At 68.1% G+C, this 24,889-nt stretch carries 31 protein-coding genes; 16 read left to right on the top strand and 15 right to left on the bottom strand.

Annotated elements, in window-relative coordinates; genetic code table 11:
- The first annotated feature begins 68 nt into the window (after positions 1–68).
- The 6 genes from ACG3SL_RS14755 (at position 69) to ACG3SL_RS14730 (ending at position 6,162) form a co-directional block, all read left to right on the top strand.
- Positions 69–797 carry a response regulator gene (locus tag ACG3SL_RS14755; RefSeq protein WP_448661937.1) on the top strand — a complete coding sequence of 243 codons (729 nt, stop codon included), beginning with the start codon at positions 69–71 and terminating at the stop codon, positions 795–797.
- Complete coding sequence (locus tag ACG3SL_RS14750) at positions 794–2,128, top strand: ATP-binding protein (protein WP_448661936.1); 1,335 nt, start codon at positions 794–796, stop codon at positions 2,126–2,128. Before ACG3SL_RS14755 ends, ACG3SL_RS14750 begins: the two co-directional genes overlap by 4 nt.
- A gap of 155 nt (positions 2,129–2,283) precedes the next feature.
- Positions 2,284–3,627, top strand: a complete 1,344-nt coding sequence (locus tag ACG3SL_RS14745; RefSeq protein ID WP_448661935.1) for a GntP family permease — start codon at positions 2,284–2,286, stop codon at positions 3,625–3,627.
- A 14-nt stretch (positions 3,628–3,641) separates the two neighbouring features.
- Positions 3,642–4,655 (top strand): SMP-30/gluconolactonase/LRE family protein, encoded by a 1,014-nt coding sequence (locus tag ACG3SL_RS14740; protein ID WP_448661934.1) that lies wholly within the window; start codon positions 3,642–3,644, stop codon positions 4,653–4,655.
- 29 nt (positions 4,656–4,684) lie between these two features.
- On the top strand, positions 4,685–5,434 hold the full coding sequence (locus tag ACG3SL_RS14735; RefSeq protein WP_448661933.1) for an NUDIX hydrolase: 750 nt from the start codon (positions 4,685–4,687) through the stop codon (positions 5,432–5,434).
- Positions 5,435–5,439: 5 nt separating this feature from the next.
- Entirely contained in the window at positions 5,440–6,162 is a 723-nt protein-coding gene (locus ACG3SL_RS14730) for an extensin-like domain-containing protein (protein WP_448665137.1), read from the top strand.
- A 27-nt stretch (positions 6,163–6,189) separates the two neighbouring features.
- Here the strand turns inward: ACG3SL_RS14730 and ACG3SL_RS14725 are convergent, their stop codons facing one another.
- The gene (locus ACG3SL_RS14725) at positions 6,190–6,741 is read right to left on the bottom strand and encodes a hypothetical protein (protein WP_448661932.1); all 552 of its coding nucleotides are present in this window, start codon (positions 6,739–6,741) and stop codon (positions 6,190–6,192) included.
- A 419-nt stretch (positions 6,742–7,160) separates the two neighbouring features.
- On the opposite strand from ACG3SL_RS14725, the gene ACG3SL_RS14720 reads away from it, so the two are divergent.
- Positions 7,161–7,736: a CHAP domain-containing protein gene (locus tag ACG3SL_RS14720; protein WP_448661931.1), complete on the top strand. Its 576-nt coding sequence runs from the start codon at positions 7,161–7,163 to the stop codon at positions 7,734–7,736.
- A gap of 7 nt (positions 7,737–7,743) precedes the next feature.
- On the opposite strand, the gene msrB is transcribed toward ACG3SL_RS14720, so the two are convergent.
- From msrB to ACG3SL_RS14700, 4 genes are all read right to left on the bottom strand, one after another.
- Complete coding sequence (gene msrB, locus ACG3SL_RS14715) at positions 7,744–8,226, bottom strand: peptide-methionine (R)-S-oxide reductase MsrB (protein ID WP_448661930.1); 483 nt, start codon at positions 8,224–8,226, stop codon at positions 7,744–7,746.
- An 83-nt stretch (positions 8,227–8,309) separates the two neighbouring features.
- Positions 8,310–9,545, bottom strand: coding sequence for a cytochrome P450 (locus ACG3SL_RS14710; protein ID WP_448661929.1), 1,236 nt, complete (start codon positions 9,543–9,545; stop codon positions 8,310–8,312).
- A gap of 209 nt (positions 9,546–9,754) precedes the next feature.
- On the bottom strand, positions 9,755–10,984 hold the full coding sequence (locus ACG3SL_RS14705; protein WP_448661928.1) for an ABC transporter permease: 1,230 nt from the start codon (positions 10,982–10,984) through the stop codon (positions 9,755–9,757).
- Complete coding sequence (locus ACG3SL_RS14700) at positions 10,981–11,898, bottom strand: ABC transporter ATP-binding protein (protein ID WP_448661927.1); 918 nt, start codon at positions 11,896–11,898, stop codon at positions 10,981–10,983. The genes ACG3SL_RS14705 and ACG3SL_RS14700 overlap by 4 nt, the downstream gene beginning before the upstream one ends.
- A 41-nt stretch (positions 11,899–11,939) precedes the next feature.
- On the opposite strand from ACG3SL_RS14700, the gene queG reads away from it, so the two are divergent.
- The 5 genes from queG (at position 11,940) to ACG3SL_RS14675 (ending at position 15,889) form a co-directional block, all read left to right on the top strand.
- Positions 11,940–13,073: a tRNA epoxyqueuosine(34) reductase QueG gene (gene queG, locus ACG3SL_RS14695; RefSeq protein ID WP_448661926.1), complete on the top strand. Its 1,134-nt coding sequence runs from the start codon at positions 11,940–11,942 to the stop codon at positions 13,071–13,073.
- A 34-nt stretch (positions 13,074–13,107) separates the two neighbouring features.
- Positions 13,108–13,299 (top strand): hypothetical protein, encoded by a 192-nt coding sequence (locus ACG3SL_RS14690; RefSeq protein WP_448661925.1) that lies wholly within the window; start codon positions 13,108–13,110, stop codon positions 13,297–13,299.
- A 32-nt stretch (positions 13,300–13,331) separates the two neighbouring features.
- Positions 13,332–13,649: a phosphoribosyl-ATP diphosphatase gene (locus tag ACG3SL_RS14685; protein WP_448661924.1), complete on the top strand. Its 318-nt coding sequence runs from the start codon at positions 13,332–13,334 to the stop codon at positions 13,647–13,649.
- A 71-nt stretch (positions 13,650–13,720) separates the two neighbouring features.
- Positions 13,721–14,098 (top strand): histidine triad nucleotide-binding protein, encoded by a 378-nt coding sequence (locus ACG3SL_RS14680; protein ID WP_448661923.1) that lies wholly within the window; start codon positions 13,721–13,723, stop codon positions 14,096–14,098.
- A 171-nt stretch (positions 14,099–14,269) separates the two neighbouring features.
- The gene (locus ACG3SL_RS14675) at positions 14,270–15,889 is read left to right on the top strand and encodes an amino acid permease (protein ID WP_448661922.1); all 1,620 of its coding nucleotides are present in this window, start codon (positions 14,270–14,272) and stop codon (positions 15,887–15,889) included.
- Positions 15,890–15,971: 82 nt separating this feature from the next.
- Here ACG3SL_RS14675 and ACG3SL_RS14670 read toward each other — a convergent pair whose 3' ends face one another.
- Positions 15,972–16,970: an adenosine kinase gene (locus ACG3SL_RS14670; RefSeq protein ID WP_448661921.1), complete on the bottom strand. Its 999-nt coding sequence runs from the start codon at positions 16,968–16,970 to the stop codon at positions 15,972–15,974.
- 57 nt (positions 16,971–17,027) lie between these two features.
- On the opposite strand from ACG3SL_RS14670, the gene ACG3SL_RS14665 reads away from it, so the two are divergent.
- Both ACG3SL_RS14665 and ACG3SL_RS14660 read left to right on the top strand, forming a co-directional pair.
- Positions 17,028–17,717 (top strand): EI24 domain-containing protein, encoded by a 690-nt coding sequence (locus ACG3SL_RS14665; protein WP_448661920.1) that lies wholly within the window; start codon positions 17,028–17,030, stop codon positions 17,715–17,717.
- On the top strand, positions 17,717–18,097 hold the full coding sequence (locus ACG3SL_RS14660; protein ID WP_448661919.1) for a hypothetical protein: 381 nt from the start codon (positions 17,717–17,719) through the stop codon (positions 18,095–18,097). Before ACG3SL_RS14665 ends, ACG3SL_RS14660 begins: the two co-directional genes overlap by 1 nt.
- Before the next feature lie 7 nt (positions 18,098–18,104).
- On the opposite strand, the gene hisF is transcribed toward ACG3SL_RS14660, so the two are convergent.
- From hisF to hisB, 5 genes are all read right to left on the bottom strand, one after another.
- On the bottom strand, positions 18,105–18,872 hold the full coding sequence (hisF, locus tag ACG3SL_RS14655) for an imidazole glycerol phosphate synthase subunit HisF (RefSeq protein ID WP_448661918.1): 768 nt from the start codon (positions 18,870–18,872) through the stop codon (positions 18,105–18,107).
- Between the two features lie 154 nt (positions 18,873–19,026).
- A complete protein-coding gene (hisA, locus tag ACG3SL_RS14650) occupies positions 19,027–19,758 on the bottom strand; it encodes a 1-(5-phosphoribosyl)-5-[(5-phosphoribosylamino)methylideneamino]imidazole-4-carboxamide isomerase (protein ID WP_448661917.1) in 732 nt (243 codons plus the stop codon).
- A 145-nt stretch (positions 19,759–19,903) separates the two neighbouring features.
- Positions 19,904–20,506: an imidazole glycerol phosphate synthase subunit HisH gene (hisH, locus tag ACG3SL_RS14645; protein ID WP_448661915.1), complete on the bottom strand. Its 603-nt coding sequence runs from the start codon at positions 20,504–20,506 to the stop codon at positions 19,904–19,906.
- Entirely contained in the window at positions 20,503–20,787 is a 285-nt protein-coding gene (locus ACG3SL_RS14640; RefSeq protein ID WP_448661914.1) for a YciI family protein, read from the bottom strand. The genes hisH and ACG3SL_RS14640 overlap by 4 nt, the downstream gene beginning before the upstream one ends.
- A complete protein-coding gene (hisB, locus tag ACG3SL_RS14635) occupies positions 20,787–21,374 on the bottom strand; it encodes an imidazoleglycerol-phosphate dehydratase HisB (protein WP_448661913.1) in 588 nt (195 codons plus the stop codon). The genes ACG3SL_RS14640 and hisB overlap by 1 nt, the downstream gene beginning before the upstream one ends.
- Before the next feature lie 71 nt (positions 21,375–21,445).
- On the opposite strand from hisB, the gene ACG3SL_RS14630 reads away from it, so the two are divergent.
- On the top strand, positions 21,446–21,934 hold the full coding sequence (locus tag ACG3SL_RS14630; RefSeq protein ID WP_448661912.1) for an SspB family protein: 489 nt from the start codon (positions 21,446–21,448) through the stop codon (positions 21,932–21,934).
- 22 nt (positions 21,935–21,956) lie between these two features.
- Here the strand turns inward: ACG3SL_RS14630 and ACG3SL_RS14625 are convergent, their stop codons facing one another.
- Positions 21,957–22,193: a helix-turn-helix domain-containing protein gene (locus tag ACG3SL_RS14625; protein ID WP_448661911.1), complete on the bottom strand. Its 237-nt coding sequence runs from the start codon at positions 22,191–22,193 to the stop codon at positions 21,957–21,959.
- Complete coding sequence (locus tag ACG3SL_RS14620) at positions 22,193–22,819, bottom strand: hypothetical protein (protein WP_448661910.1); 627 nt, start codon at positions 22,817–22,819, stop codon at positions 22,193–22,195. The genes ACG3SL_RS14625 and ACG3SL_RS14620 overlap by 1 nt, the downstream gene beginning before the upstream one ends.
- 90 nt (positions 22,820–22,909) lie before the next feature.
- Between ACG3SL_RS14620 and ACG3SL_RS14615 the strand changes: the two genes are divergently transcribed.
- A complete protein-coding gene (locus ACG3SL_RS14615) occupies positions 22,910–23,572 on the top strand; it encodes an acyloxyacyl hydrolase (RefSeq protein ID WP_448661909.1) in 663 nt (220 codons plus the stop codon).
- Here the strand turns inward: ACG3SL_RS14615 and ACG3SL_RS14610 are convergent.
- A complete protein-coding gene (locus ACG3SL_RS14610; RefSeq protein WP_448661908.1) occupies positions 23,569–24,294 on the bottom strand; it encodes a TorF family putative porin in 726 nt (241 codons plus the stop codon). The genes ACG3SL_RS14615 and ACG3SL_RS14610 overlap by 4 nt on opposite strands.
- 5 nt (positions 24,295–24,299) lie before the next feature.
- Positions 24,300–24,746 carry a hypothetical protein gene (locus tag ACG3SL_RS14605; protein ID WP_448661907.1) on the bottom strand — a complete coding sequence of 149 codons (447 nt, stop codon included), beginning with the start codon at positions 24,744–24,746 and terminating at the stop codon, positions 24,300–24,302.
- Between the last annotated feature and the right edge of the window lie 143 nt (positions 24,747–24,889).

Here is a 24,889-nt window from a genome sequence, read left to right as displayed (position 1 = left end):
ATTTCCAAGCGGGCGCTGAAGCATCGCGGCGTTTGGCGGATCGCGGCAATGTGCCGTAGAAACGCGGGATGGTCGATACGAGCACGGTAATGGACGATTCGGCGACGCTGCTGGTGGTCGATGACGACCGCGAAATCCGGATGCTGCTGGCCAACAGCCTGGGCACGCGCGGCTACCGCGTCGAGACGGCGGGCGACGCGCGCGAGATGGATGCCATCCTCGCGCGGACCAGCGTGGATCTGGTGATCCTGGACATCATGATGCCGGGCGAGGACGGGCTGACCGCATGCCGCCGGATCGCGCAGCCGGGCGGCCCGCAAGTGATCCTGTTGAGCGCGCTGGGCGAGGAACAGGACCGTATCCTGGGCCTGGAAGTCGGCGCCGGCCATTACCTGCCCAAGCCGTGCAGCCCCCGCGAAATTCTGGCGACCGTGCGGGCGGCGCTGCGCAAGCGGGGGGCGCCTGCGGTCGCCGCGCCCGGCAACGATGCCTATGTGTTCGAAGGGTGGCGCATCGACCTGGATTCGCACGAGCTGTTCGATCCGGACGGCGTGCTGGTGGGGCTCACCGATGGCGAATTCGCGGTGCTGCGCGTGTTTGTCGAGCGGCCGCGCCGGGTGCTCTCGCGCGAGGCGCTGCTGTCCGCTGCGCGTGGGCCGGATTCGGATGCCTATGATCGCGCGATCGACGTGCAGGTCAGCCGGCTGCGGCGCAAGCTGCGGGCCGGGGGCGAGGAAATCATCCGCACGGTGCGCAACGAAGGCTATCTGTTCGTACCGCGCGCAACCCGATTGTGAGCCACGGGCGGCGGGACCGGCGGTCGTCGCTGTTTGTGCGCGTGTTCGCGCTGATGCTGGTGTGTGTCTGTGTCGTGCAGGCAATCAATTTCGCCCTGCTGATCGCAGTGCAGCCGCCCCGTGCCAGTGTCTACACGATCAGCCAGATCGCCGAGGCGCTGACCGATAGCAGCGCGCGCACCGATTTGCGAGTGACTCGGCTGGCGCAGGTCGATCGAGCGCCCTGGCATCCGCGCGCCGAGCGGTTCCAGCTCGCGCTCGCGATGGTGATGGGGGTGTCGCCGGATCGCGTCCAGATCAGCTTTCCCACGCCGTTTCTGCAACGCCCGCCGATCTATGACCGCGCTAGCGTGCCGCCGCCAGCGCTGGGCGCGATCCGCGCGGTGGCTCGCGACCTGGTGGTGATCGACGAATTCCGGGCCGAGTTCCGCCGCGCCGACGGCAGCTGGCTGCGCGTTGAGCCCCTGCGCGCGGTCGATCCGTGGCGGTGGTTCCTGCTGTTCTGGCTGGTGCTGGCGGTGGTGGCGGTGGCGCCCTTTGCCTGGATCCTCGCGCGGCGGCTGGCGCGGCCGATCGGTGCGTTTGCGGCGGCGGCGGAGCGGCTGGGCCGCGATCCGCGCGCGGCGCCGCTGACCGTGGAGGGGCCGGCCGAGATCGCCGAGGCGGCAGAAGCGTTCAACCGGATGCAGGCGCGGCTCAATCGCTATGTCGACGATCGCACCACCGTGATGGCGGCAGTGGCGCACGACCTGCGCACCCCGCTGATGCGGCTGGGGCTGCGGCTGGAAAGCGTGGAAGAGCCCGTGCGCGCGGCGTGCGAGCACGACCTGCGCGAGATGCAGGCAATGGTTTCCGCCGTGATGGCGCATGTCCGCGACGCGGGCACGCTGGCGGCAACGCGCCGCCCGCTCGACCTGCGTTCGCTCGCCGAGACGGTGGTCGACGATATGAGCGACCGGGGCGATCCGGTGACGATCCTGCCCGGCGCGCCAGTGGTGGTGGAGGGCGATTCGATCGCGCTCAAGACGCTGATGACCAACCTGGTCGGCAATGCCGTCAAATATGCCGGGGACGCCGCCGTGACGCTGTATCGGCGCGAGGGGCTGGCGGTGATCGAAGTGCAGGACAGTGGCCCCGGCGTCGCCCCCGACGAGATCGAGCGGCTGTTCGAACCCTTTTACCGGGGCGAGAAGTCGCGCAGCCGCGACACCGGGGGATCGGGCCTGGGCCTGGCGAGTGCGCGGGCAGTGGCGCGCGCGCATGGCGGCGAGGTGACGCTGGAGAACCGCGCCGAAGGCGGTATGGTCGCGCGGGTGACGCTGCCCGCCTGACGCCGGTTTCGGGCTGTTGTGTCCGGGGTGGGCCGTGATAACGCTGTCATTGGACGGTGACCCTTCGCAAACAGGCGGGCGCCTTCGCGACGCGACGGGATCGGAGGGGATATGGACATGCAACAGGACCACGCCGTGCCGACGCGCACCGCCGCATGAGCGGCCCGCTGGCGACGCTGGCGCTGGTCGCCGCGAGCATCGGCGCGGTGATCGTGCTGGTGCTGCGCTTCAAGCTCCAGCCGTTCGTCGCGCTGCTGCTGGTCGCGCTGGCGACGGGGCTGGCGTTCGGTGCCGATCCGCAGGCGGTGATCGCCGCGATCCGCAAGGGCACGGGCGAGGCGCTGGGATTCGTCGCGGTGGTGATCGGGCTGGGGGCAGTGTTGGGCGGGCTGCTGGAGGCGTCGGGCGGGGTCCATGCCATCGCCCACCGGCTGCTTGACCTGTTCGGCGAGCGGCGGGCGCCCTGGGCGCTGACCGTGATCGGCCTTGTCGTCGGTATCCCGTTGTTCTTCGACGTGGCGTTCATCGTGCTGGCGCCGCTGCTCGCGACCCTGTCGGTGCGGGCAGGGCGGCGCGTCACTTATTTCGCGCTGCCGCTGCTCGCGGGCTTGATGACGATGCACGCGCTGTTGCCGCCGCATCCGGGGCCCGTTGCGGTGGCCGAGTTGCTCCATACCGATTACGGGCTGATGGCGCTCTATGGCCTGATATGCGGGATTCCGGCGGCGATCCTGGCGGGGCCGGTGTTCGCAACGCTGTTCCACGGCGCGCCGGGCTTTGGCGACCAGACGCCGCCGCCGATGCTGGACGAGAACGCGCCGCAGACCGACCCGATCGGCTTCTGGACCGCGCTGGTCGCCATGCTGTTTCCGCTGGTGCTGATCCTGGCCGCGGCGGTGGCGGGGCAGGCAATGCCGGCGGGCGGGCTGCGCAGCGCGCTGTTGTTCGTGGGGCATCCCTTCACGGCGCTGATGCTGGCGGTTTTGTCGGTCACGCTGTGGCTGCGGGGCAGGCACGGGGCCGACTGGACGATCCTGTCGCGGATCATGACGCGAGCGCTGGAGCCGGCGGGCGTGATCGTTCTCATCATCGGCGCGGGCGCGGCGTATAAGGAAGTGCTGATCGAATCGGGCGCGGGACAGCAGATCACGGCGCTGGTCACGGCGGCGCAGCTTTCGGTGCCGGTATTCGCGTTCCTGCTCGCGACGTTCGTGCGGGTGGCGCAAGGATCGGCGACGGTGGCGATGGTGACGGCGGCGGGGCTTGCCGGGCCGCTGATCGCATCGGCGGGGCTCAGTCCGGGCCGCGTCGCGCTGGTCACGGTGGCAATCGGCGCGGGGGCGACGGTGGTCAGCCATGTCAACGACACCGGATTCTGGCTGGTGAAACAATATCTGGGGCTGAGCGAGGCGCAGACCTTTCGCAGCTGGACGCTTGGCGCGACGATCGCCGGGCTCGCCAGCTTCGCAATCGCGCTGATGCTGTGGCCGTTTGCATGAAGGGATTGCGCAGGATGAGGATCGACCGCCGCACGCTGATCGCGGGAATCGCGGTGCTGCCGCTGCTGCCCCGGCTGGCTTGGGCAGCGCCGGAGACGGTGGGCGGGATCGAGCGGTTCGATCCCGAACTGGATAGCATTCTGGATACCGGCGCGCCGATCGAAGTCGTCGCCGACGGCATCCAATGGGCCGAGGGGCCGGTGTGGGTGAAGGATGGCGCGTACCTGCTCTTCTCCGATCCGCCCGCGAATATCGCCTATCGCTGGAAAGAGGGGGAGGGGAAGTCGATCTTCCTCAAGCCATCGGGGCTGGTAGGGCCGGTCCCCGCCGCGATCCGCGAGCCCGGATCGAACGGGATGACGCTCGATGCCAAGGGTCGGCTGGTGATCGCCGACAGCGGCACCCGCGCAATCACGCGCGTCGATCTGGCCACCCGCAAACGCACGATCCTGGCGGCGCGGTACAAGGGCAAGCGGTTCAACAGCTGCAACGACGTGGTCGTCGCCGCCGACGGCGCGATCTATTTCACCGATCCGCCCTATGGGCTGACCGAAGGGGACACGTCGCCGCTGAAGGAACTGGCGTTCAACGGCGTGTATCGGCTGGCGCCCGATGGTTCGGTGGCGCTGATCGACCCGACGCTGACTCGCCCCAACGGCATCGGTCTGTCGCCCGACCAGCGCACGCTGTACGTGTCGGTGTCCGATCCGGCGCTGGCGATGATCCATGCCTATCCGCTGGGCAGCGATGGGCTGGCGCGCGGATCGCGGGTATTCGCCGATTTCCGTGCCGATGTGGCCAAGGGGCTGCCCGGCCTGCCCGACGGGATGAAAGTGGCGGCGAGCGGGCATCTGTTCGCCAGCGGCCCCGGCGGCATCCACATTCTCGCGCCCGATGGACGGCGGCTGGGGCTGATTTCTACCGGCAAGGCGGCGGCGAATTGCGTGTTCGGCGAGGATGGCCGGACGCTGTTCATCACGTCCAGCGACAAGGTGGTGCGTGTCCGTCTGAAAATACCGGGGTGGTGAGCGGGCGGCGGCGTGCTTAAGTCCGGGGGATGGCAGAGCTAGAGGCGATTCCCGCCGCAACCGTGATCGTGATGCGCGACGTGCCCGGCGGCGCGCCCGAAATCCTGATGGTGGAGCGGGCGCGGGCGATGACCTTTGCCGGGGGCGCGCTGGTGTTTCCCGGCGGGCGAGTCGATCCGGGCGATCGGGCGCTTGCGGCGCTGTTGATGCCCGATGATCCCGAAGAGGGCGCAGCGCGGATCGCGGCGGTGCGCGAGACGCTGGAGGAAGCGGGCGTCGCCGTGGGCCTTACCGTGGAGCCTGCGCATATCCCGTTGCTCCGGAGCAGGCTGTACGCCGGCGAGCCGATGGGGGCGCTGCTTGCCGGGGCGGGGGCGGAATGGGCGCTCGACACTCTGGTGCCGTTCGCGCGTTGGCTGCCCAGCATGGTGCCGCACAAGATCTTCGATACGCGATTCTATCTCGCCCGCGTGCCCGTCGGCGCGGAGCCGGTGGTCGACGGCAACGAGAATGTCCGCGTCTTCTGGACCACCGCGCGCGCGGTGCTCGATGCCGCCGATTCGGGCGCGGCCACGGTGATCTTCCCTACGCGCCGCAACCTGGATCGGCTGGCGGGGTTCGCCAGCTTCGCCGAGGCGGCGGCCGATGCCGCGACGTATCCGGTGCGCACGATCACGCCCTGGATCGAGGCGCGGGGCGGGGTGCCGCATCTGTGCATCCCCGAAGGGCTGGGCTACCCGATCACTGCCGAACCGCTCGACCGGGTACAGCGGGCGTGACGGCGCTGCGCCGTGCCCTGAAGGCGCTGGTCGTGCTGGCGGTGCTGCTGGGGATCGCGTTCGGGCTCTATGCCCTGTTGCGCAACCGGCCGCAGGACCTGCCCTGGACCCGGCTGGACCTTGGCGCGCCGATCGGGGCGTTCACCGGGCGCAAGCTGGCGGGGCTGACCGACGAATATGCGCATTGCCGCGCGCTGCTGCGCACCGCCGGCGTGCGCTACACCATGTTGCCGCCGCGCAAGGGCGAGGGGAAGTGTGGCTATGCCGACGCCGTCCGCTTCGCGCCGGGGGGCACGCAGCAGATCACGTACAGCCCGGCGAACCTCGGCATCGCCTGCCCGGTCGCCGCCGCGCTGGCGGTGTGGGAATGGGACATCGTCCAGCCCGCCGCGCAGAAGCATTTCGGCGCGCGGGTCGAGCGGATCGAGCATCTGGGCAGCTATTCATGCCGCCGCATCTATGGCCGCAGCGCAGGCGACTGGAGCGAGCATGCCACGGCGGACGCCATCGACATCGCCGGCTTTCGCCTGAGCGACGGCACGCGCGTCAGCGTGCTGGCCGACTGGGACAAGGGAGGGGCGAAGGCGGCGTTCCTGCGCGACGTGCGCACCGGCGGGTGCCGGCTGTTCTCGACGGTGCTGTCGCCCGACTACAACGCCGCGCACCGCGACCATTTCCATTTCGACCAGGCCGAGCGTGGCGAGATGGGGTGGCGTTCGTGCCGATGAGCCCCTCGCCGGGAGGGGCTCGCCCGGTCAGTTGGGGAGGGCGGCCGTGTCGACCTTTTCCACCCATTGCGGGAAGAAGGCCGGCTGGCGATTGGACCAGCCCGATGCGGTCGCGGCGGCTTCGCTGATCGACTGGAGCAGCTTGCGGCGCAGATCGGGGTGGAGATGGGGCAATGCCGCCGCCGAGCAGAACGCGGCGGGCAGCCACGGCCGCACTTCGGCGCCCATCAGCCGCTCATAGAGAAAGCGATAGGCGGAGAAGCTGGTCAGCCGACCCTGACCCAGATCGAACGCCGACACGGTCACCAGCGGCGCCATGAACGGTTCGATCGCGTCGAGATCGCTGTCGTCGGGCATCAGCGCGCGGACTTCGACCAGTCGCTCGTACATATGCGCCTGGGCGCGGATGCTGGCGGCCTCCACCGGGTCGCGCGACCAGCGCTCGACGGCGTCGTCGCGTTCGAGCCCGATGTCGAGCGCGCGGCGCACATAACGCTGGGTCGCGGCGCTGAAGCCCGCAAATTCCTTCATTTCGGCCAGCGTCATCGCGCCTTCTGCCGGTTTCATCCGTGATGCCATTGCACTTACTCCCACCCCGCTGGTCGCCTTGGACAGAGATGCTGTACGCTCGTGGTTAACTGGCCAATGAACTGCCTGTTCTTTTCCCGTTCATTATAGGAACCGGAAATCGTGTTGCGGTGCAACATCGGTGCGATGAATCGAACGCGCCTGCCCTGAAAAAGCGTGTCGGGAAGCGCTTCCCCAGCACAAATGCTGCCTTTCCTTGATGCCGCGGTGCGGCGTGGCGGGACAGTAGGGAGTGATCCTTACGGATATTCCGAGAGGAAAGAGGGGGCATTCACGCGCGATTCAGCCGGTTCCTGCGGTCCATCGGCTCGACGCAACGGTTCGTCGGATCGGAGCGCCCGGACCCTGTACCTTCGTTCTATGATCTGGCTATCAGGCTTCAACGAAGTCGCTTCCTGACCGGGGGGTCCATGAATTTCCGAGTTTTCGCAGCGCGTTTTGCGCTGGTGGCGGTTTGCGCCCTGATGACTGCGATCCCGGCCCAGGCAAAGGGCATGTTCTGGCAGTGCGCCCCCTACGCTCGCGAAATCTCGGGCGTTAACATTCGCGGCAATGCATGGACCTGGTGGTCGCAGGCCGAGGGGCGCTACGAACGCGGCAATGCCCCGCAGGTCGGCGCCGTGATGTCGTTCCAGCGCACCGGCCGTATGCCGCTCGGCCATGTCGCCACCGTGTCGCGCATCGTCAACGACCGCGAAGTGCTGCTCACCCATGCCAACTGGTCGCGCCCCGGCCGTATCGAGCGCGACGTCCGCGCGGTGGACGTGTCTGCCGCTGGCGACTGGAGCGAAGTCCGCGTGTGGTTCGCACCCGTCGGCGGGCTCGGCACCTCGACCTATCCGGTCAACGGCTTCATCTATGCCGACAGCGCCCCTGCGCAGGGCCTCGACACCCCGCTGCTGATCGCGAAGAAGGCCGACAAGACGCTGGTCGCCTCGCTCCAGCTCGACCTGTCCAGCCTCAAGACGATCCAGGGCGTCAACTGAGCCGGTCTCAAGCCCTCGGCTTGAAGGTCATCCCCGCGCCGTTCATGCAATAGCGCTTGCCCGTCGGCTTCGGCCCATCGTCGAATACATGGCCAAGATGGCCGCCGCAGCGCCGGCAATGCACTTCGGTGCGGCGCATCCCCAGCGTCGAATCGATCCGCGTGCCCACGGCGTTGGGCAGCGGCGCATAGAAGCTCGGCCAGCCGGTGCCGCTGTCGAACTTGGTGGTCGACGAGAACAGCGGCAGCGCGCAGCCGCCGCAGCTGAAGATCCCGGCGCGATGTTCGTTGTTGAGCGGGCTGGAATAGGCGCGCTCGGTCCCTTCCTTTCGCAGGATGTAATAGGCGGCGGGCGACAGCCGCTTCTTCCATTCGGCGTCGGTCAGCTGAAACGGGAATTGCTGTGCCGCCTCGGCGGGGCCGGAGCCGCACGCAGCGGTCAGGCCACCGAGCGCGGCGACGGTCAGAAACGTGCGGCGATCATGGTGCATGATGGTCTTCCAAGCGGAGGTTGCCTGGATATAGGTTCGCGGCGCGGCAGCAAAAGGATGCAGCCGCGCGCGCATATCTTGGTTTAATAGCGGCTCAGCTCCGCCGGCATGCTGCGATAGCCATGGACGAAGCACGCCGCGACACGCTCCGGCTCGCGCAGCACGTTCACGCGCAGACGGCGCTTCGCCATTTCCTCCATCAGGATGCCGATCTGCAATTCGGCCAGCCGCGCGCCGACGCAGCGATGGATCCCATGGCCGAACGCGAGGTGGCGGCGGGCATTTTCGCGATCGAGGATGATCTTGTCGGCCTCCGGGAAAATGCTCTCGTCGCGATTGGCCGAGACGTACCACAGCGCCACCTTGTCCCCGGCGCGGATCTTCTGCCCCTCCAGCTCGGTGTCGGCGGTCGCGGTGCGGCGCATGTGCGACAGTGGCGTCTGCCAGCGGATGATTTCCTGCACCGCATTGGGGATGAGGCCGGGATCGGCCTCCAGCCGGGCGCGCTGGTCGGGGAATTGTTCGAGCCCCCAGGCGAACGCACTCATCGAATTGCGCGTCGTGTCGTTGCCACCGACGATCAGCAGCAGCAGATTCCCCAGGAATTCGTGCTGGTCCATATGCGCCATCGCATCCGAATGGATCATCATCGAAATCAGGTCGGGCGTGGGCTCCTTGCCCAGCTTGCCCTGCCACAGCTGGCCGAAATAGGCCGCGCATTCGAACAGGTGCTGGAGCCGCAACTGCTTGCGCGCCGGGTCCTTGACGATTTCGATGTCACCCGCCCAGTCGGACCAGAAAGTCAGCTTGCGCCGGTCCTCCCACGGAAAGTCGAACAGGATCGCCAGCATCTGCGTGGTCAGTTCGATCGAGACGCGATCGACCCAGTCGAATTCCTGTCCCACCGGCAGCGAATCGAGGATCTCGGCGGAGCGCGCGCGGATATTGTCGCTCATCCGCGCCATTTCGCTGGGCGTGAAGGCGGGGGCGATCGTGCGGCGCTGGGCGGTGTGCTTGGGCCGGTCCATCGCGATGAACATCGGCATCTTGATATCGCCCTCCTGATAATCGGCGACGGTGATACCGCCGACTTCGGAGGAATAGAGATCGGGCAGCGACTCCACCTGGACCAGCGGCTTGTACGCCGTGACCGACCAGAAGGGGCCGAACGCGCTGTGTTCGGTGTAATAGACGGGGGATTCGGTACGCAGCTTTCGCGCCGGTTCCTGCCAGGTGTCGTCGCGATACAGTTCGGGTCGGCTCAGATCGAGCGGGTCGACATGCGTGTCCGTCGCCGATTCGGGCGCAAGTGTTGCCATGGTGCCTCTCCTGTATTTTGGTACAGGAGACGCCTAACTTACAGTTGTGTCAATAGTGGTTGCGTTCGTTTGAAAATGCGCTGCGGCGCATTTTGGCGGCACCAGCCCGCTCCCCCACCCGGCCACCCAACGCCAGTGTATTCTATGGGTGGCCGGGTGGGGGAGCGGGCTGGTGCCGCCCCGAAATTCGCTCTTTCGCGAATTTCCACTCAACGCCCGAACAGCTTGCCAAGCCGCAACTTGGGGCTGCCCGACTTGAGCACTCCGCGCCGGAACCAGCGCGCGCCCAGCGTGACGGTGAGCGCCACCCACAGCGCCTGCCACGCGATCGCCGCGGCATGGCGCCACAGATCGGGCGAGTTCCCGGCGCGGGCGATCATCGCGAAGGGCGAGCTGAACGGAAACAGCTCGGCGGCGGTCGCTATCCAGCTTTCGGGATTGTTGGCGGCGGAGAGCGAGGCGCCGAACATCAGCATCTGGAAAACGGTGATCGGCAGCGACAGCATCTGCAGCTCGCGCTGAGTCGAGGTCTGGGCGCCGATGCTCAGGAACACTGCACCCAGCAGCATATACGCCATGGTGAAATAGGCGACGAACAGCAGCGGATAGGCGATCGGCCCCACCGCCGCGCCCGCGCTGAAGAAGTCGTTGAAGACCGGCGCGGGGAGGAATTTCGCCGCATTGGTCAGCAGCGTCGCCCAGAAGAGCAGGAACAGCAGCGCCGACCCGAACATCCCGATCAGCTTGCCCAGGAACACGCTTTCCAATGGCACGGCGGCGGCGAGGATTTCGATGACCTTGTTCGACCGCTCTTCCGCCATCGTCCCCACTGCCTGGCCCGACAGGAACAGCGTGAGGAAGAACATGGCGAACACGCCGATCGACGCGGCCTGACCCTGGCCCCCGGCCGACGCCGTGCCGCGCTGGACCACCGTCTTGGTGGCGGTGCTTACCGGCGCGGTGCTGCCCAGTTCCTGCACGCGCAGGGCCTGTTCGGCGAGCTGGCCCAGAAACTGCGCCTCGGTCCAGCCGCGCGGGACATACAGGATGTCGGGCGCATGGAGCGGGCCATAGAGCACGGCGGCGACGTCGCGATTGCCGTCGAACAGCGCGCGCGCCTGCGCGGCGGGATCGCCCGCCGGGGTCTCGATGGTGAGCGCAGGCGGCATCAGATCGCTCTTTTTCGGGAAGAGCGTGCGCAATTGCCGGTCCACCTGGCGCAGCGCGGGCGCCTGTTCGGGCGGGGCGATCACCACCATCTGCAGCTTGCTGTCATCGCCGACGATCGATTGTGCGCCGAGCCCGCCGACCGTGCCAAAGGCAAGGAACATCACCGGCGCGAACAGGAACAGCAGGAACGTGGGCGTGAATACCGTCGCCACGAAATCGCGGCGCGCCACGGTCATGGTCTGGCGCCACAGGCGTTTGAAATCGCTCACTGCGCGTCCTCCAGTGCCTGTTCGCCGACGATCCGCACGAACGCATCGTGCAGCCCGGGCCGCTCGATCGACAGCCCCGCGACGCCGAAGCCGCCGTCGATCAGCCGCACCAGCAGCGCCTCTATCCCTTCGCCCGGCACGGTGAAGCGCCAGCCGCCATTCGCGCGCTCGGCATCGGCGGGGAGCAAAGCGCCCGCGCCCTCCACATCGTGATGGGGGGTGTACTGCGCCTTGAGCGGGAGCAAAGCGCGGGCATCGTCCACCGTCCCCTCGAACCGCACGCGCCCGCCGGCGATGATCGACAGCCGGTCGCACAGCCGCTCGGCATGCGCCATGACATGGGTGGAGAACAGGATCGTCGCGCCGCGATCGCGCTGCGCCAGGATCAGCTTTTCCAGCCGCTCCTGGTTGACCGGATCGAGTCCCGAAAAGGGTTCGTCGAGAACGAGCAGGTCGGGTTCGTGGACGACCGAGCCGAGCAGCTGGACGAGCTGGGCCATGCCCTTGGACAGCTTGCGGATCTTCTCGTCGCCGGCATGGGCCAGCCCTGCGCCCTCGAGCAGCACGTCGGCGCGCTTGCGCCCCACCGCCCAGGGCAGCCCGCGCAGCGCGCCCATGAAGGCGATCGCCTCGCGCGCCTTCATGTTGGGATACAGGCCGCGCTCCTCGGGCAGATAGCCGACCCGGTCGCTGGCATCGCGGGGATTGGCGTGGCCCAGCAGCGTACGTGCGCCCTCGTCGGGCTCCAATATGCCCAGCAGCATGCGCAGCGTCGTCGTCTTGCCCGCGCCATTGGGGCCGAGCACACCATAGATCTGGTTGGGCAAGACCGCGATGTCGACGCCGTCCACCACCCGTCGATCGCCGAAGCGCTTGACGAGCCCCGTGGCGCTTACCGCCAAAACGCTGCTCAAATTATCGCCCTCCTAATCCTATTCCGTGGTAGCGGGTGCGCGTGCGGCAAGACAAGCCATTGGAAGCGCGGATCAAGGCGAAAGCGAGCGAAATCGGGTTCGCCGATTGCGGGATCGCGCGCGCGGACGCGGCGCCCGCCGCGGGCCGGCGGCTGCGCGAATGGCTGGAAAGCGGCGCCCACGGATCGATGCTGTGGATGGAGGAGCGCGCGCACCAGCGCGAAAGCCCCACCGCGCTGTGGCCCGAAGTCCGATCGGTGATCGCGCTCGGCATGAGCTATGCCCCGGCAACCGATCCGCTGGCGCTGGCCGGGGAGGGCGAGCATGCCCGCATCTCGGTCTATGCGCAGGGTGCGGACTATCACGACGTGGTCAAGCGGCGGCTGAAGGAACTGGCGCGCTGGCTGGTGGCGGAGGCGCCGGGGGCGGACGTGAAGGTGTTCGTCGATACCGCGCCGGTGATGGAAAAGCCGCTGTCCGAAGCGGCGGGGCTGGGGTGGCAGGGCAAGCACACCAATCTCGTCAGCCGCAGCCATGGCAGCTGGCTGTTCCTGGGCGCGATCTACACCACGCTGGAGCTGGCGCCCGACGATGCGGGGCGGCAGAGCTGCGGCAGTTGCGATGCGTGTCAGGTGGCATGCCCGACAGAGGCCTTTCCGGCGCCCTATCGGCTCGATGCGCGGCGGTGCATCTCGTACCTGACGATCGAGCATAAGGGGCCGATCCCGGTCGAGTTTCGGGCGGCGATGGGCAACCGCATCTATGGCTGCGACGATTGCCTGGCGGTGTGCCCGTGGAACAAGTTCGCGGCGGCGGCGCAGGCGAACCTGGCCTTTGCCCCGCGCGCCGAGCTGACCGCGCCGGCGCTGGCGGACCTGCTGGCGCTGGACGATGCGGGATTTCGCGAAGTATTTTCCGGATCGCCGATCAAGCGGATCGGGCGCAACCGGATGACGCGCAACTGCCTGATCGCGGCGGGGAACAGCGCCAGCGCGGCGCTGGTGGCGCCGGTGGTGGCGCTGCTCGACGATCCGGCGCCGGAAGTGCGCGGCGCGGCGGTATGGGCGCTGCGGCGGCTCGATCCGGGATGCTGGGAAGCGGCGCGGGCGGCGCGGGTGGCGGGGGAGGCGGACGCCGATGTGCGGGCCGAGTGGCTCGCGACGGATGCGGCTTAACGCTTCGCCAAGGTCGCCGCGCTATACGGGCGCCATGCGCGCGCTGCTTCCCCTGCTCCTGATCGCTGCCCCGGCCATGGCCGCCGACGAGCCGCCGCATACCGGCGTGGCCGGCAGCCGGTCGATGCCCGAGCTGTCCGATATCGCGCTGTTCGCCTGCGCCGCCGCAGGGGTGTGGTTCGCCCGCCGCCGCCTGCGCGCGCGCTTTCGCAAGCCGAAGGATTGACTCACCGCCCGCCCTCCCGCAGCGGAACGGGCATGGCCGATATTCTCGACACGCTCGAAGCCACGATCCGCGAACGCCGCACCGGCGATCCCGATGCCAGCTATGTCGCGCGCCTGACGCACAAGGGCCGCGCCAAGATCGCGCAGAAAGTGGGCGAAGAGGCCACCGAAGTCGTGATCGCCGCGATTCAGGGGGACGCGTCCGGGCTGGTCGGCGAAGCGGCGGATTTGATGTTCCACTTGTGCGTCCTGCTCGCCGACATGGGCCTTGGTCTCGACGATGTCCGCGCCGAACTCGCCCGGCGCGAAGGCGTTTCGGGCATCGTGGAGAAGGCGAGCCGTCCGGCCTGAGCGGGCGCTTGCCCCGGCGGTTGGTCGGGGGCATGGATCGGCGCGAACCCGCAACTGCGTGAGGGAACGCCATGCCGATCGACGCCACTCGCCCCTATGACGACCAGAATATCTTCGCGAAGATCCTGCGCGGCGAGATTCCGGCGCGCCGGGTGTACGAAGACGACTTCGCGCTCGCCTTCCACGATATCAATCCGCAGGCGCCGCACCACATCCTGGTGATCCCCAAGGGCCCGTATGTGTCGTGGGACGATTTCTCGGCCACGGCGTCGGATGCCGAGATCACAGGATTCGTCCGCGCGGTGGGCGCGGTTGCGCGCGAGGCCGGGTTCGTCGCCCCCGGCTATCGCCTGCTCGCGAACACGGGAGTCGATGCGCATCAGGAAGTGCCCCACCTGCACGTGCATATCTTTGCGGGGCGCGCACTGGGGCCGATGCTGGCGGGGTAGGATTGCCCGCAACCGTCCCCTTCCGGTGCGGAATGGCCACCAAAACTCGTATCCTGCGCAACAATCTGGCGCAGGTCGCCGCCTAAGGGATTGCGCGACCCGCGTTTGCGGCTAGGCTCGCGCGCTTCACCAATGGGGCGGCGCAACGATCGCCGCGAAGGGGACCATCTAATGATATTCGGGCGCGTAAAGCCTCTCGATGCCATTTTGGCGACAGCCGAAAAGAAATCTCTCCATCGCTCGCTGGGCGCCTTCCAGCTCACCATGCTGGGCGTCGGCGCGATCATCGGCACCGGCATCTTCGTTCTGACGGCAGAGGCCGCGCAAAAGGCGGGGCCGGGCATGATGCTCAGCTTCGTCATCGCCGGATTCGTCTGCGCGGTCGCGGCGCTGTGCTATTCCGAAATGGCGTCGATGGTCCCGGTGTCGGGTTCGGCCTACACCTATAGCTATGCGGTGATGGGCGAGATGCTGGCCTGGATGGTCGGCTGGGCGCTGGTGCTTGAATATGCCGTGGCGGCTGGCGCGGTGTCGGTGGGCTGGTCGGGCTATTTCGTCGGGTTGCTGCGCGAATATCTGGGGCTCGCTTTGCCCTCGTCGATCGTCAACGCCGATGCGCTCATCGCCCATATCCAGGTCGCGTTCGGCGCGACCCAGACCGAGGCGATCCAGACCGCGATCGCGACCGGCGGCTATGTGAACCTGCCCGCGATGCTGATCGCGCTGCTCGTCACCTGGCTGCTGATTGTCGGCACCAAGGAGAGCGCGTTCGTCAACGCCATCCTGGTCATGGTCAAGATTACGGCGCTCAGCGTGTTCGTCATCCTGGCGCTGCCGGTGATGAAGTCGGCCAATTTCCATCCGTTCATGCCGCTGGGCATCGGCGGCGTATCGGCGGCTGCGGCGTCGATCTTCTTTGCCTATGTCGGCTTCGACGCGGTTTCGACCGCCGCCGAGGAAACCAAGAATCCCCAGCGCAACATGCCGATCGGCCTGATCGGCAGCCTCGCGATCTGCACCATCTTCTACATCCTGGTCGCCGCTGGCGTGATCGGCACGGTCGGTGCGACTCCGCTGGTGGATGCCGCCGGCAACGGCATTGCCCCGGGCAGCACCGAACTCGCCGCTGCCTGCGCCAATATCAGCAGCCAGGCAGTGGTCTGCTCGAAGGAAGCGCTGGCGTGGACGCTGCGCGAAATCGGCTGGCGCGAAATCGGCAACCTGGTCGGCCTGGCAGCCGGCATCGCGCTGCCTTCGGTCATCCTGATGATGATGTTCGGCCAGACCCGCATCTTCTTCGTGATGAGCCGCGACGGCCTGTTGCCCGAAGCGCTGAGCAAGGTGCATCCGAAGTACAACACGCCGCACGTCGTGACGATGATCACGGGCGTGTTCGTGGCCCTCTTCGCGGCGCTGTTCCCGGTGGGGGCGCTGGCCGACATCTCGAACTCGGGCACGCTGTTCGCGTTCGCGATGGTGGCGATTGCGGTGCTGGTGCTGCGCAAGACCGATCCGAACCGCGTCCGTCCGTTCCGCACCCCGGCGATCGGCATCGTCGCGCCGATCGCGGTGCTCGGCTGCCTGTACCTGTTCTTCAGCCTCTCGCTCTACACGCTGTCGCTGTTCGTCGGCTGGGCAGTGCTCGGGCTGATCGTGTACTTCGCCTATAGCCGCAGCCACAGCCATGTCGGGCGCGGCCTGGTGGAAGTCCATGAAACCGATGCCGACGCGCCGCCACAGCCGGTGCCGCCGATCGGCGACGCGCATACGCCGGGGTTCAAGGACGCCTGATCGGCGCCCACCTCGCGCAAAGGGAAAGGGCCGGGGGAGCGATCCCCCGGCCCTTCTTTTTGTGCCAAATCCGAAGCGGCGATCAGCCCAGCCGGGCCTCCGCCAGCGCCTTGAGGTCCACTTCGGCGCGGGCGCCGTAGTGCTGGATGATCTCCGCCGCGCAGATCGCGCCGAGGCGCAGCGAATCCTCGATGCTCTTGCCCCGCGCCTGGCCGTGCAGGAAGCCGGCGGCGAACATGTCGCCGGCGCCGGTGGTATCGACCAGCTTGTCGATCGGCTCGGCGGGCACTTCGACGCGGGCGCCGTTGGCAACTGCAATCGCGCCCTTTTCGCTGCGCGTGACGACGAGCAGCGGCACCTTGTCCGCCATATGCGCCACGGCCGCCTCGAACTCCTCATGCGCGCACAGCGCGAGCAGCTCGTTCTCGTTCGCGAACAGGATGTCGATCAGCCCGTCGGCGATCAGCTGGCGGAAATCGTCGCCGTGGCGCGAGATGCAGAACACGTCGGACAGGGTGAAGGCGACCTTGCGGCCATGGGCGCGGGCAATGTCGATCGCCTTGCGCATCGCGGCGCGCGGCTCTTCGGGGTCCCACAGATAGCCTTCGAGATACAGGATCGCGCCGCTGGCGATCACCTGCTCGTCGAGCGCGGCGGCGGGCAGGAACTGCGACGCGCCGAGGAAGGTGTTCATCGTCCGCTGACCGTCGGGCGTGACGAAGATCAGGCAGCGCGCCGTGGTCGGCTGGCCGGGGCGGACGGCAGTGTCGAACGCGACGCCTGCCGCACGCAGATCGTGGGCGAATACGGCGCCGAGCTGGTCGTCGGCGACCTGGCCGATGAACGCGGTCTTGCCGCCCAGCGCGGCGATGCCGGCGACGGTGTTGCTGGCCGACCCGCCCGATACTTCGCGGCCCGGGCCCATCTTGGCATAGAGCGCATCGGCTTCCTCGGGCGAGAACATGAGCTGCATCGAGCCCTTGGCCACGCCGATTTCCTCGATGAAGCTGTCTTCGGCCGTTGCGAGGATGTCGACGATCGCGTTGCCGATCGCGACCACGTCATAAGTGGTGCTGGTCAAGTCATGGGCTCCAATTGGGTTGCGTAGGGCCCCTAGAGACGGGCAAGGCATAGTGCAATGATTCAGGCATTCTACCTATCCCTTGCCCAGTTGACGGATCGCCGCATCGCGATGGTGTTCCTCAAATCGCTGGCGGTGACGCTGCTGGTGTTCGCGGCGGCGGGGGTGGGGCTGTGGTTCGCGATGGACGCACTGCGCCAGGCGCTGGGCGGCTGGCTGGGCGTGGGCGGCGACAATGGCGTGTTCGCGAGCGTGGCGACGGTAGTGCTGATCCTGCTTGCCTGGTGGCTGTTGTTCCGCGCGATCGCGGTGGCGGTGATCGGGCTGTTCGCCGACGATGTCGTCGCGGCGGTCGAGGCGCGGCACTATCCCGGTGCCCATGCCGGTGCGCAGCCGGTGCCGCTGGGGCGATCGCTGGCGATGGGGTTGGGGTCGGCGGGGCGCATCGTGGCAGCGAACCTGGTGCTGGTGCCGGTCTATCTCGCGCTGGTCGTCACCGGCGTGGGGACTGCCGTGCTTTTCTTCCTGGTCAACGCATGGCTGCTGGGGCGTGACCTGGGCGACATGGTGGCGGCGCGGCACATGCCCTATGCGCAGCTGCCCCAGTGGCGGCGGCAGACCCGGTGGCGCCGATTCGCATTGGGGGCGATCGGCACCGGGCTGTTCCTGGTGCCGGGGCTGAACCTGGTGGCGCCGATCGTCGGCGCGGCCATGGCGACGCATGCATTCCACCGTGGGAGGAAATGATGAAGGTCTGGATCGTGGCGCCGCTGCTGGTGCTGGGCGCGTGCAGCAACGTGGTGCCCGAAGCACGGCCGGCGGGCTATGTTCCCGTGCCGGTGCGCGGCGCAGCGCCAGTTCCCGCCAGCGTCGGCGCGATTCAGGGGCTCACCGGGCCCCGGCTGATCGGCCAGCTGGGCACGCCGCTGCTTGACGTGAGCGAGGGGGCGGCGCGCAAGCTGCAATTCGCCGGGCCGATCTGCGTGCTCGACGCCTATCTCTATCCGCCCCGGGGCGGGCGCGGCGAGCCGGTGGTCAGCTATATCGACACCCGCCAGCGCGACGGCAGCCCGATCGACCAGGCGAGCTGCCTCGCGGCGCTGGAGAAGCGCACGCCGGGGCGATAGTCCCGGTTTATTCCGGGCTTCGCACCGGAATGCCTGCCGCCGCGAGCGCGGCATGTGCCTGCGCGACGGTCGCTTCGCCGAAATGGAAGATCGATGCGGCGAGAACGGCGGAGGCATGGCCGTCGCGGATGCCGGCGACCAGATCGGGCAGACCGCCGACGCCACCGCTGGCGACCACGGGCACGCTGACCTGATCGGCGATGGTGCGGATCAGCGCGAGGTCATAGCCGTCACGCGTGCCGTCGCGGTCCATCGAGGTAACGAGCAGTTCGCCGGCGCCCAGCTCGGCAAGGCGCAGCGCGTGGGCGACGGCATCGATGCCCGTCGCGCGGCGGCCGCCATGGGTGAAGACTTCCCAGCGGCCCTCGGCGACGCGGCGCGCGTCGATCGAGGCGACGACGCACTGGCTGCCCATGCGATCGGCGATCTCCGCGACCAGTTCGGGGCGGGCGACGGCGGCGGAGTTGACCGCAACCTTGTCCGCACCGGCCAGCAGCAGCGCGCGGGCATCGTCCACGGTGCGCACCCCGCCGCCGACCGTCAGCGGCATGAAGCACACTTCGGCGGTGCGGCGGACCACGTCCACCATCGTGCCCCGCGCTTCGTGGCTGGCGGTGATGTCGAGGAAGCACAGCTCGTCGGCCCCGGCGGCGTCATAGGCGCGCGCCTGCTCCACCGGATCGCCGGCGTCGATCAGGTCGACGAAGTTCACGCCCTTCACCACGCGGCCATTGGCCACGTCGAGACAGGGGATCACGCGGGCACGGACGGTCATCGATATTCCTCCCCGGAACGGGGAGGGGGACCGCGACGCGCAGCGGCGTGGTGGAGGGGGCTCTCCACCAAGGGAATCGAATGGGGCGCCCCCCCTCCACCAGCTTCGCTGGTCCCCCTCCCCGTGCCGGGGAGGAGTGGCGTGGATATGCTCCTCATGCCCGCGCCACTTCGATCGCCCATTTCAGGTCGAGCCGGCCATCGTACAGCGCGCGGCCGGTGATGACGCCCTCGATACCGTCCTGGACATGGGGCGCGAGCGCGTGGATGTCGGCGATGTCGGTCACGCCGCCGCTGGCGACGACGGGGATCGAGACGGCGCGGGCCAGCGCCACCGTCGCCTCGACATTGCATCCCTTGAGCAGCCCGTCGCGGCCCACATCGGTGAAGAGCAGCGCGGCGACGCCTGCGTCCTCGAACCGGCGGGCCAGATCGACCACCGCCACGTCCGACACATCGGCCCAGCCGCGCGTCGCGACCAGCCCGTCGCGCGCATCGACGGCAACGACGATGCGGCCGGGGTTATCGCGCGCGGCCTCGCGGACCAGATCGGGGTTTTCCAGCGCGGCCGTGCCGATCACGACGCGCGCGACGCCCAGGTCGAGCCAGCGTTCGATCGACTCGCGATTGCGGATGCCGCCGCCCAGCTGGACCTTGCCGCCGAAGCGCTCGAGAATGCCGGCCACTGCGCCGCCATTGACCGATTCACCGGCAAAGGCGCCATCGAGATCGACGACGTGGAGCCATTCGGCCCCGGCCTCGGCGAAAATCTCCGCCTGCGCGGCGGGATCGTCGCCATAGACGGTGGCGCGCGCCATATCGCCTTCGGCAAGGCGCACGACCTGGCCGCCCTTCAGGTCGATGGCGGGGAAGATAATCAGGCTCACGCGAAGATCCTCCCCGGAACGGGGAGGGGGACCAGCGAAGCTGGTGGAGGGGGGGCGCCCCACGCGATTCCGTTGGTGGAGAGCCCCCTCCACCACGCCGCTACGCGTCGCGGTCCCCCTCCCCGTGCCGGGGAGGATTTAGAAATCAGGGGCGCCATGCGAGGAACCTTTCCAGCAGCGCGATGCCGTAGCGCTGGCTCTTTTCGGGGTGGAACTGGACGCCGACCATGTTGTCGCGCCCGATCGCGGCGGTCACTTCGCCGCCGTGGCGCGTGGTGGCGAGCACGCCTTCGCCCTCGAACGCGAAGCTGTGGAGGAAATAGGCCTCGCCCGGCTGGAGCAGCGGATGCTCGCCTGTCGGCACCACGTCGTTCCAGCCCATGTGCGGCACGCGCACGCCGGGCGCGGGGGGCATGGCGCTGACGATGCCGGGAATCCAGCCGAGCCCGGCGTGCGAGCCCAGCTCGTCGCCGCGCGTCGCCATCAGCTGCATGCCGACGCACACGCCGAGGAACGGCGCGCCCTGCGCCAGCACGCGGGTTTCCAGCGCCTCGACCATGCCGTCAATCTCGCGCAGGCCGCGCGCGCACGCGCCGAATGCGCCCACGCCGGGCAGCACGACCCGATCGGCGCGCAGCACTGCGTCCGGATCGGCAGTCACCGCGATGTCGGTCGCCCCCGCCGCCTTCAGCGCATTATGGACCGAATGGAGATTGCCCGCGCCGTAGTCGATCAGCGCGACGCTCACGCCGTAAGCGCTTCCAGCCCCGGCGCGACGATGCTGGGGGCGATTTCGGTGAAGCTGTATTCGGCAGCCCCGGCCAGCGCGAACGGATCGGTCGCGGCCCAGGCGCGGACGTCGTCCAGCGTGCCGCGCGCCAGGAACATGCCACCGGTCACCGGAACCTTGCGCCCCGCGACCAGCAGCCGCCCCTCGGCCAGCCCGGCCTTGAGCCAGTCGACATGGGCGGGGCGCAGCGCGTCGATTTCGGCGAGGTCGACGACATAGTTCAGCAGGACGACGATCATCAGAGCATGCCTTTGGTCGAGGGAATCGAATCGGCCTTGCGCGGATCGATCTCAACCGCTTCGCGCAGCGCGCGGGCCAGGCCCTTGAACGCGCTTTCGGCGATATGGTGGTTGTTCGATCCGTAGAGCGTCTCGACATGCAGCGTGATGCCGGCGCCCTGGGCGAAGCTGTGGAACCAGTGTTCGAACATCTCGGTGTCCATCTCGCCCAGCCGCTTCTGGCTGAATTCGGTCTTGAACACGAGGAAGGGGCGGCCGGAAATGTCCACCGCGACGCGGGTCAGCGTCTCGTCCATCGGCGACAGCGCGTCGGCGTAGCGGCGAATGCCCTTTTTGTCGCCCAGCGCCTTTGCCACTGCTTCGCCCAGTGCGATGCCGGTGTCCTCGACCGTGTGGTGCTGATCGATATGCAGGTCGCCGATCGTCTTGACTTGCATGTCGATCAGCGAATGGCGCGAAAGCTGTTCGAGCATGTGATCGAAAAAACCGATGCCGGTCGAGACGACATAGTCGCCGGTTCCATCGAGGTTGACCGTGACGTCGATCGACGTTTCGCTGGTCTTGCGGCTGATCGTGGCGGTGCGCATGGCGCCCCACATAGCGACCGCAGGATTCCATGCAATCTTGACCAGCGGGTTCGAGCCGCTACCCAAGGGGCATGACCGTAACCGTACCCGATAGCCTGATTCCCTATGACGAGATCGTCCAGGAGGCGCTGCGTGCCGTAGTCGGCCGCGTGCTGGGCTCGGTTGCCGCGACTCAGGCGCTGCCCGGCGCCCATCATTTCTACATCACGTTCAAGACCAGCGCCCCCGGCGTGGACATCCCGCAGCGGCTGATGGAGCGGTTCCCGGACGAGATGACGATCGTCATGCAGCACCGGTTCTGGGACCTGCGCGTCGATGCGGAGAAATTCTCGGTCGGGCTCAGCTTCAACCAGATCCCGTCGATCCTGACGATTCCGTTCTCGGCGATCACCGGCTTCCACGATCCGGCGGTGAATTTCGAACTGCGCTTCCAGGCGAGCGATGGCCCCGAGGGCCCCGAGCCGCATGACGAGGCCGAGAATGACGGCCAGGCGCCGATCGCGACTCCGGTCGAGGATGGGTCGAACGTCGTGTCGGTGGACTTCAAGCGGAAGAAATAAGGGCGGGGGCTGCGCGCCCCGCTCATTCCTCCGCGTCGAGTCGCAGGTCCGCGTCCGATGGCTCGTAGTCGAGAATGTCGCCGGGCGTGCAGTCGAGATAGCGGCAGATCGCGGCAAGCGTGGAAAAGCGCACGCCCTTCACCTTGCCCGATTTGAGCAGCGACAGATTCGATTCGGTGATGCCGATCGCCTCGGCCAGTTCCTTCGACCGCACCTTGCGCCGCGCGAGCATCACGTCGAGATTGACGATGACCGGCATCAGACGAAGCTGTCCAGATCGCGCTGCGCCTGCAACCCCGCCTCGATCGCCCAGACGGCGGCATAGGCAGCAATCGCCAGCAGCAGCGGCGCCGCCATCTGCGCGAGATAGATCGACGTCTGCCATACCGGGCCGGTCGGCGTGCCGCCGGACAGCAGCGATTCGAGCAGGCTCTGATAGAGCGGGTCGGTAAGTGCCCAGAAGATCGCGGCGATCGACGCGCGGCGGAGCCATCGCAACACCTGCGGCAGCGTGCCGGCGCCGCGTCCGCCCAGCCGGCGCAGCGCGAGCCCGACGCTGAACAACAGCACGGCGAAGGGCAGCTTGGACACCGCCTCCACGCCCGCCAGCCCCAGCCGAATCTCGGGGCGCGCGACATAGGTCTCGAACCGGGCCTGCGCTTCGGGCGACGCGATCACCAGAACCCGTACTTCTTGTGCGAGCAGCATCGTCGGCTCCGCCTTCCACACACAGCCATCGCCGCCGCCGCAATAGGGCTTCGCGCCCGGGGTTAGCCCCGCAAAGGCAATGACGGGCGCCATGACGAGCGCCGCGATGAGGAACAGCGCGCCGAGCACGCGGCAGCGCGCCGCCTTGCGCGGCGGTAGCCAATAGCTGTCCTGCATCACATTCTTTCTGTTTGACGAAAAGTTATTGCGATTATACGCATGTTTCGCGGCTTGGCGACAGTGTGGCCGCGAAAGGGAGATGGAATCATGTGGAAAAAGGGCGTCATTGGCGCAGCGATGCTGCTCGCCTGTTCTCCGGCCAGCGCGCAGGAAAGGGCGAACGGACGGGTGGGGCCAGAGATCGCGATCGGCGTCCTCGAACACGGCGCCAATTTCCATCCGCTGGGCAGCCAGCTCATCTTCGACCGCCCCGCGCTGCCGCCGGGGCAGATCTATGACGGGAGCGAGGAAGACGGCACCGTCGATGTCCAGCTCGCCTATCGCACCGCGCCGCTGCGGTTCCTGCTCAAACCCCGTCTGGCGGCCAAGCTCCAGATCAACACGGCGGGGCGGACCAGCTTCGCCAGCCTGGGCGCGGAATGGCGCCAGCATGCCCTGCGCGGCAGAGTCTACGCGCAGGGCGGGATCGGCGTGACGATCCATAATGGCTACAGCTTCACGCCCGATCCCTTTGCGCCCGGCCTGAGCGGCAGCGAGGCGTGGCGGCGGTACGACATTTACCGCCACCACACGGCGTTCGGATCGCGCGTACTGTTCAATCCCAACGCTTCGATCGGCGTTCGCCTCGATCCGCGATGGGCGGTCGAGGCGACGTGGGAGCATTTCAGCCACCGCCGCCTGTTCTCGGATCGCAACCCGGGCATCGACAATGTCGGCATCCGGCTCGTGCGAACGCTGGGGCGGCGCTAGAACGCCAGCCTTGCGCGCCCGATCACGCGGTCGCCCGCGTGGCGGGCGTCGGCATAGGGTGACGTGCCTGCGCGGCGATCGATGTCGGTGCCGACATAGTCGAGGCCGAGCGTGAAGCCGAGCAGGCTGCGTTCGATGCCTACATGCCAGTCGCTGTAGCTGCCGGTCGGGCGCAGGCGCGCCGCGCGCGCGTCGTCGGTGCTGCCGCTGGAGCGGCCGATCCCGGCGGAGACGCTGAACGGCGTCGCGGGAATGCCGGCACGGGCATCGGCATAGAGGTACAGATTGTCGCCGCCGATCGCGTTCTGGTCCGGGGCATAGACCAGCCCCGCCTGTGCTCGCAGCGGGCCGAGCGAATAGGCGGCGCTGCCGCCCAGCTCCCAATAATCCATCTTGCCGCGCGCATCGATGAAGAAGTGCCCAGTCGCATGGCCGCGCAGCTCGAAGCCACCGGCGCGAAAACTGCGACCGATTTCGAGGTCGGCGACGGCCGCCGCCTCGCCGTGGCGCACCGAGTCGCGGGTATCCACGACTCGGCTCGACAGGTCGAACCCGGCGAGGCCCAGCGACAGATCGGCAGACGGGGAGACACGCCCCTGGCTCCAGCTCAGGCCGCGCCGGTTCTCGTCGGTGGCGATTTCGACCCCTCCGCTTGGCAGCGACTGGGCATGGGCGGGGGCGGCGAAGGCGGCCAGCGCCAGCGCGGCGTAAGCAATCCGCATCGCGATCATCCGCCGGTCCTGCGGTGCATGCGGTCTAGCGTGTCGGTGAGTGCGCCGTGATCTTCACGGGCGACATCGACCAGATGGCCGTGCACGTCCTCGGTGCGGCGGGCCACCTCCTCGGCGATCGCCGCGCGCTGGGTGGCGCACCAGCCGGCGCGGCTGCCCTGTGCCACGGCATCGCGGCGCAGCGACGCCTGGAGCGTGGTGCCCGACGGGTGCAGCGCCTCGCGATCGACATGCAGGTCCGCGCGCCAGGCGCAGCGCAGTGTCGAGGGCTGGCCAGCGGGGGCGACGCTGCCGATCTGGCGATGGCTGACCGCGATGCGGCTGCGATAGCGGGCATCGACCGGGCCGGTGGCGTGATCCAGGCGGACCTGGTGTTCGATTTCGCGCGGGGGCAGGGTGGCGGTGGTGCCGAGCAACAGCCCGGCGGCAAGCGATAGGATCATGGTTCGTCTCCTGCGGAAAGCCCCGGCCTTTTGCGGCCGGTGGCGCGCCGACGGGACGGGTGTCGGCACCCTCCGATCTAGGGACGGTGGCGGACAGGGCAAGTTTCCTAATGTTTCCAAGGCGCGGCACACGCCCGCGCATC

This window comes from Sphingomonas degradans (assembly GCF_053502645.1).
This window is presented reverse-complemented; position numbering and strand designations above follow the sequence as displayed.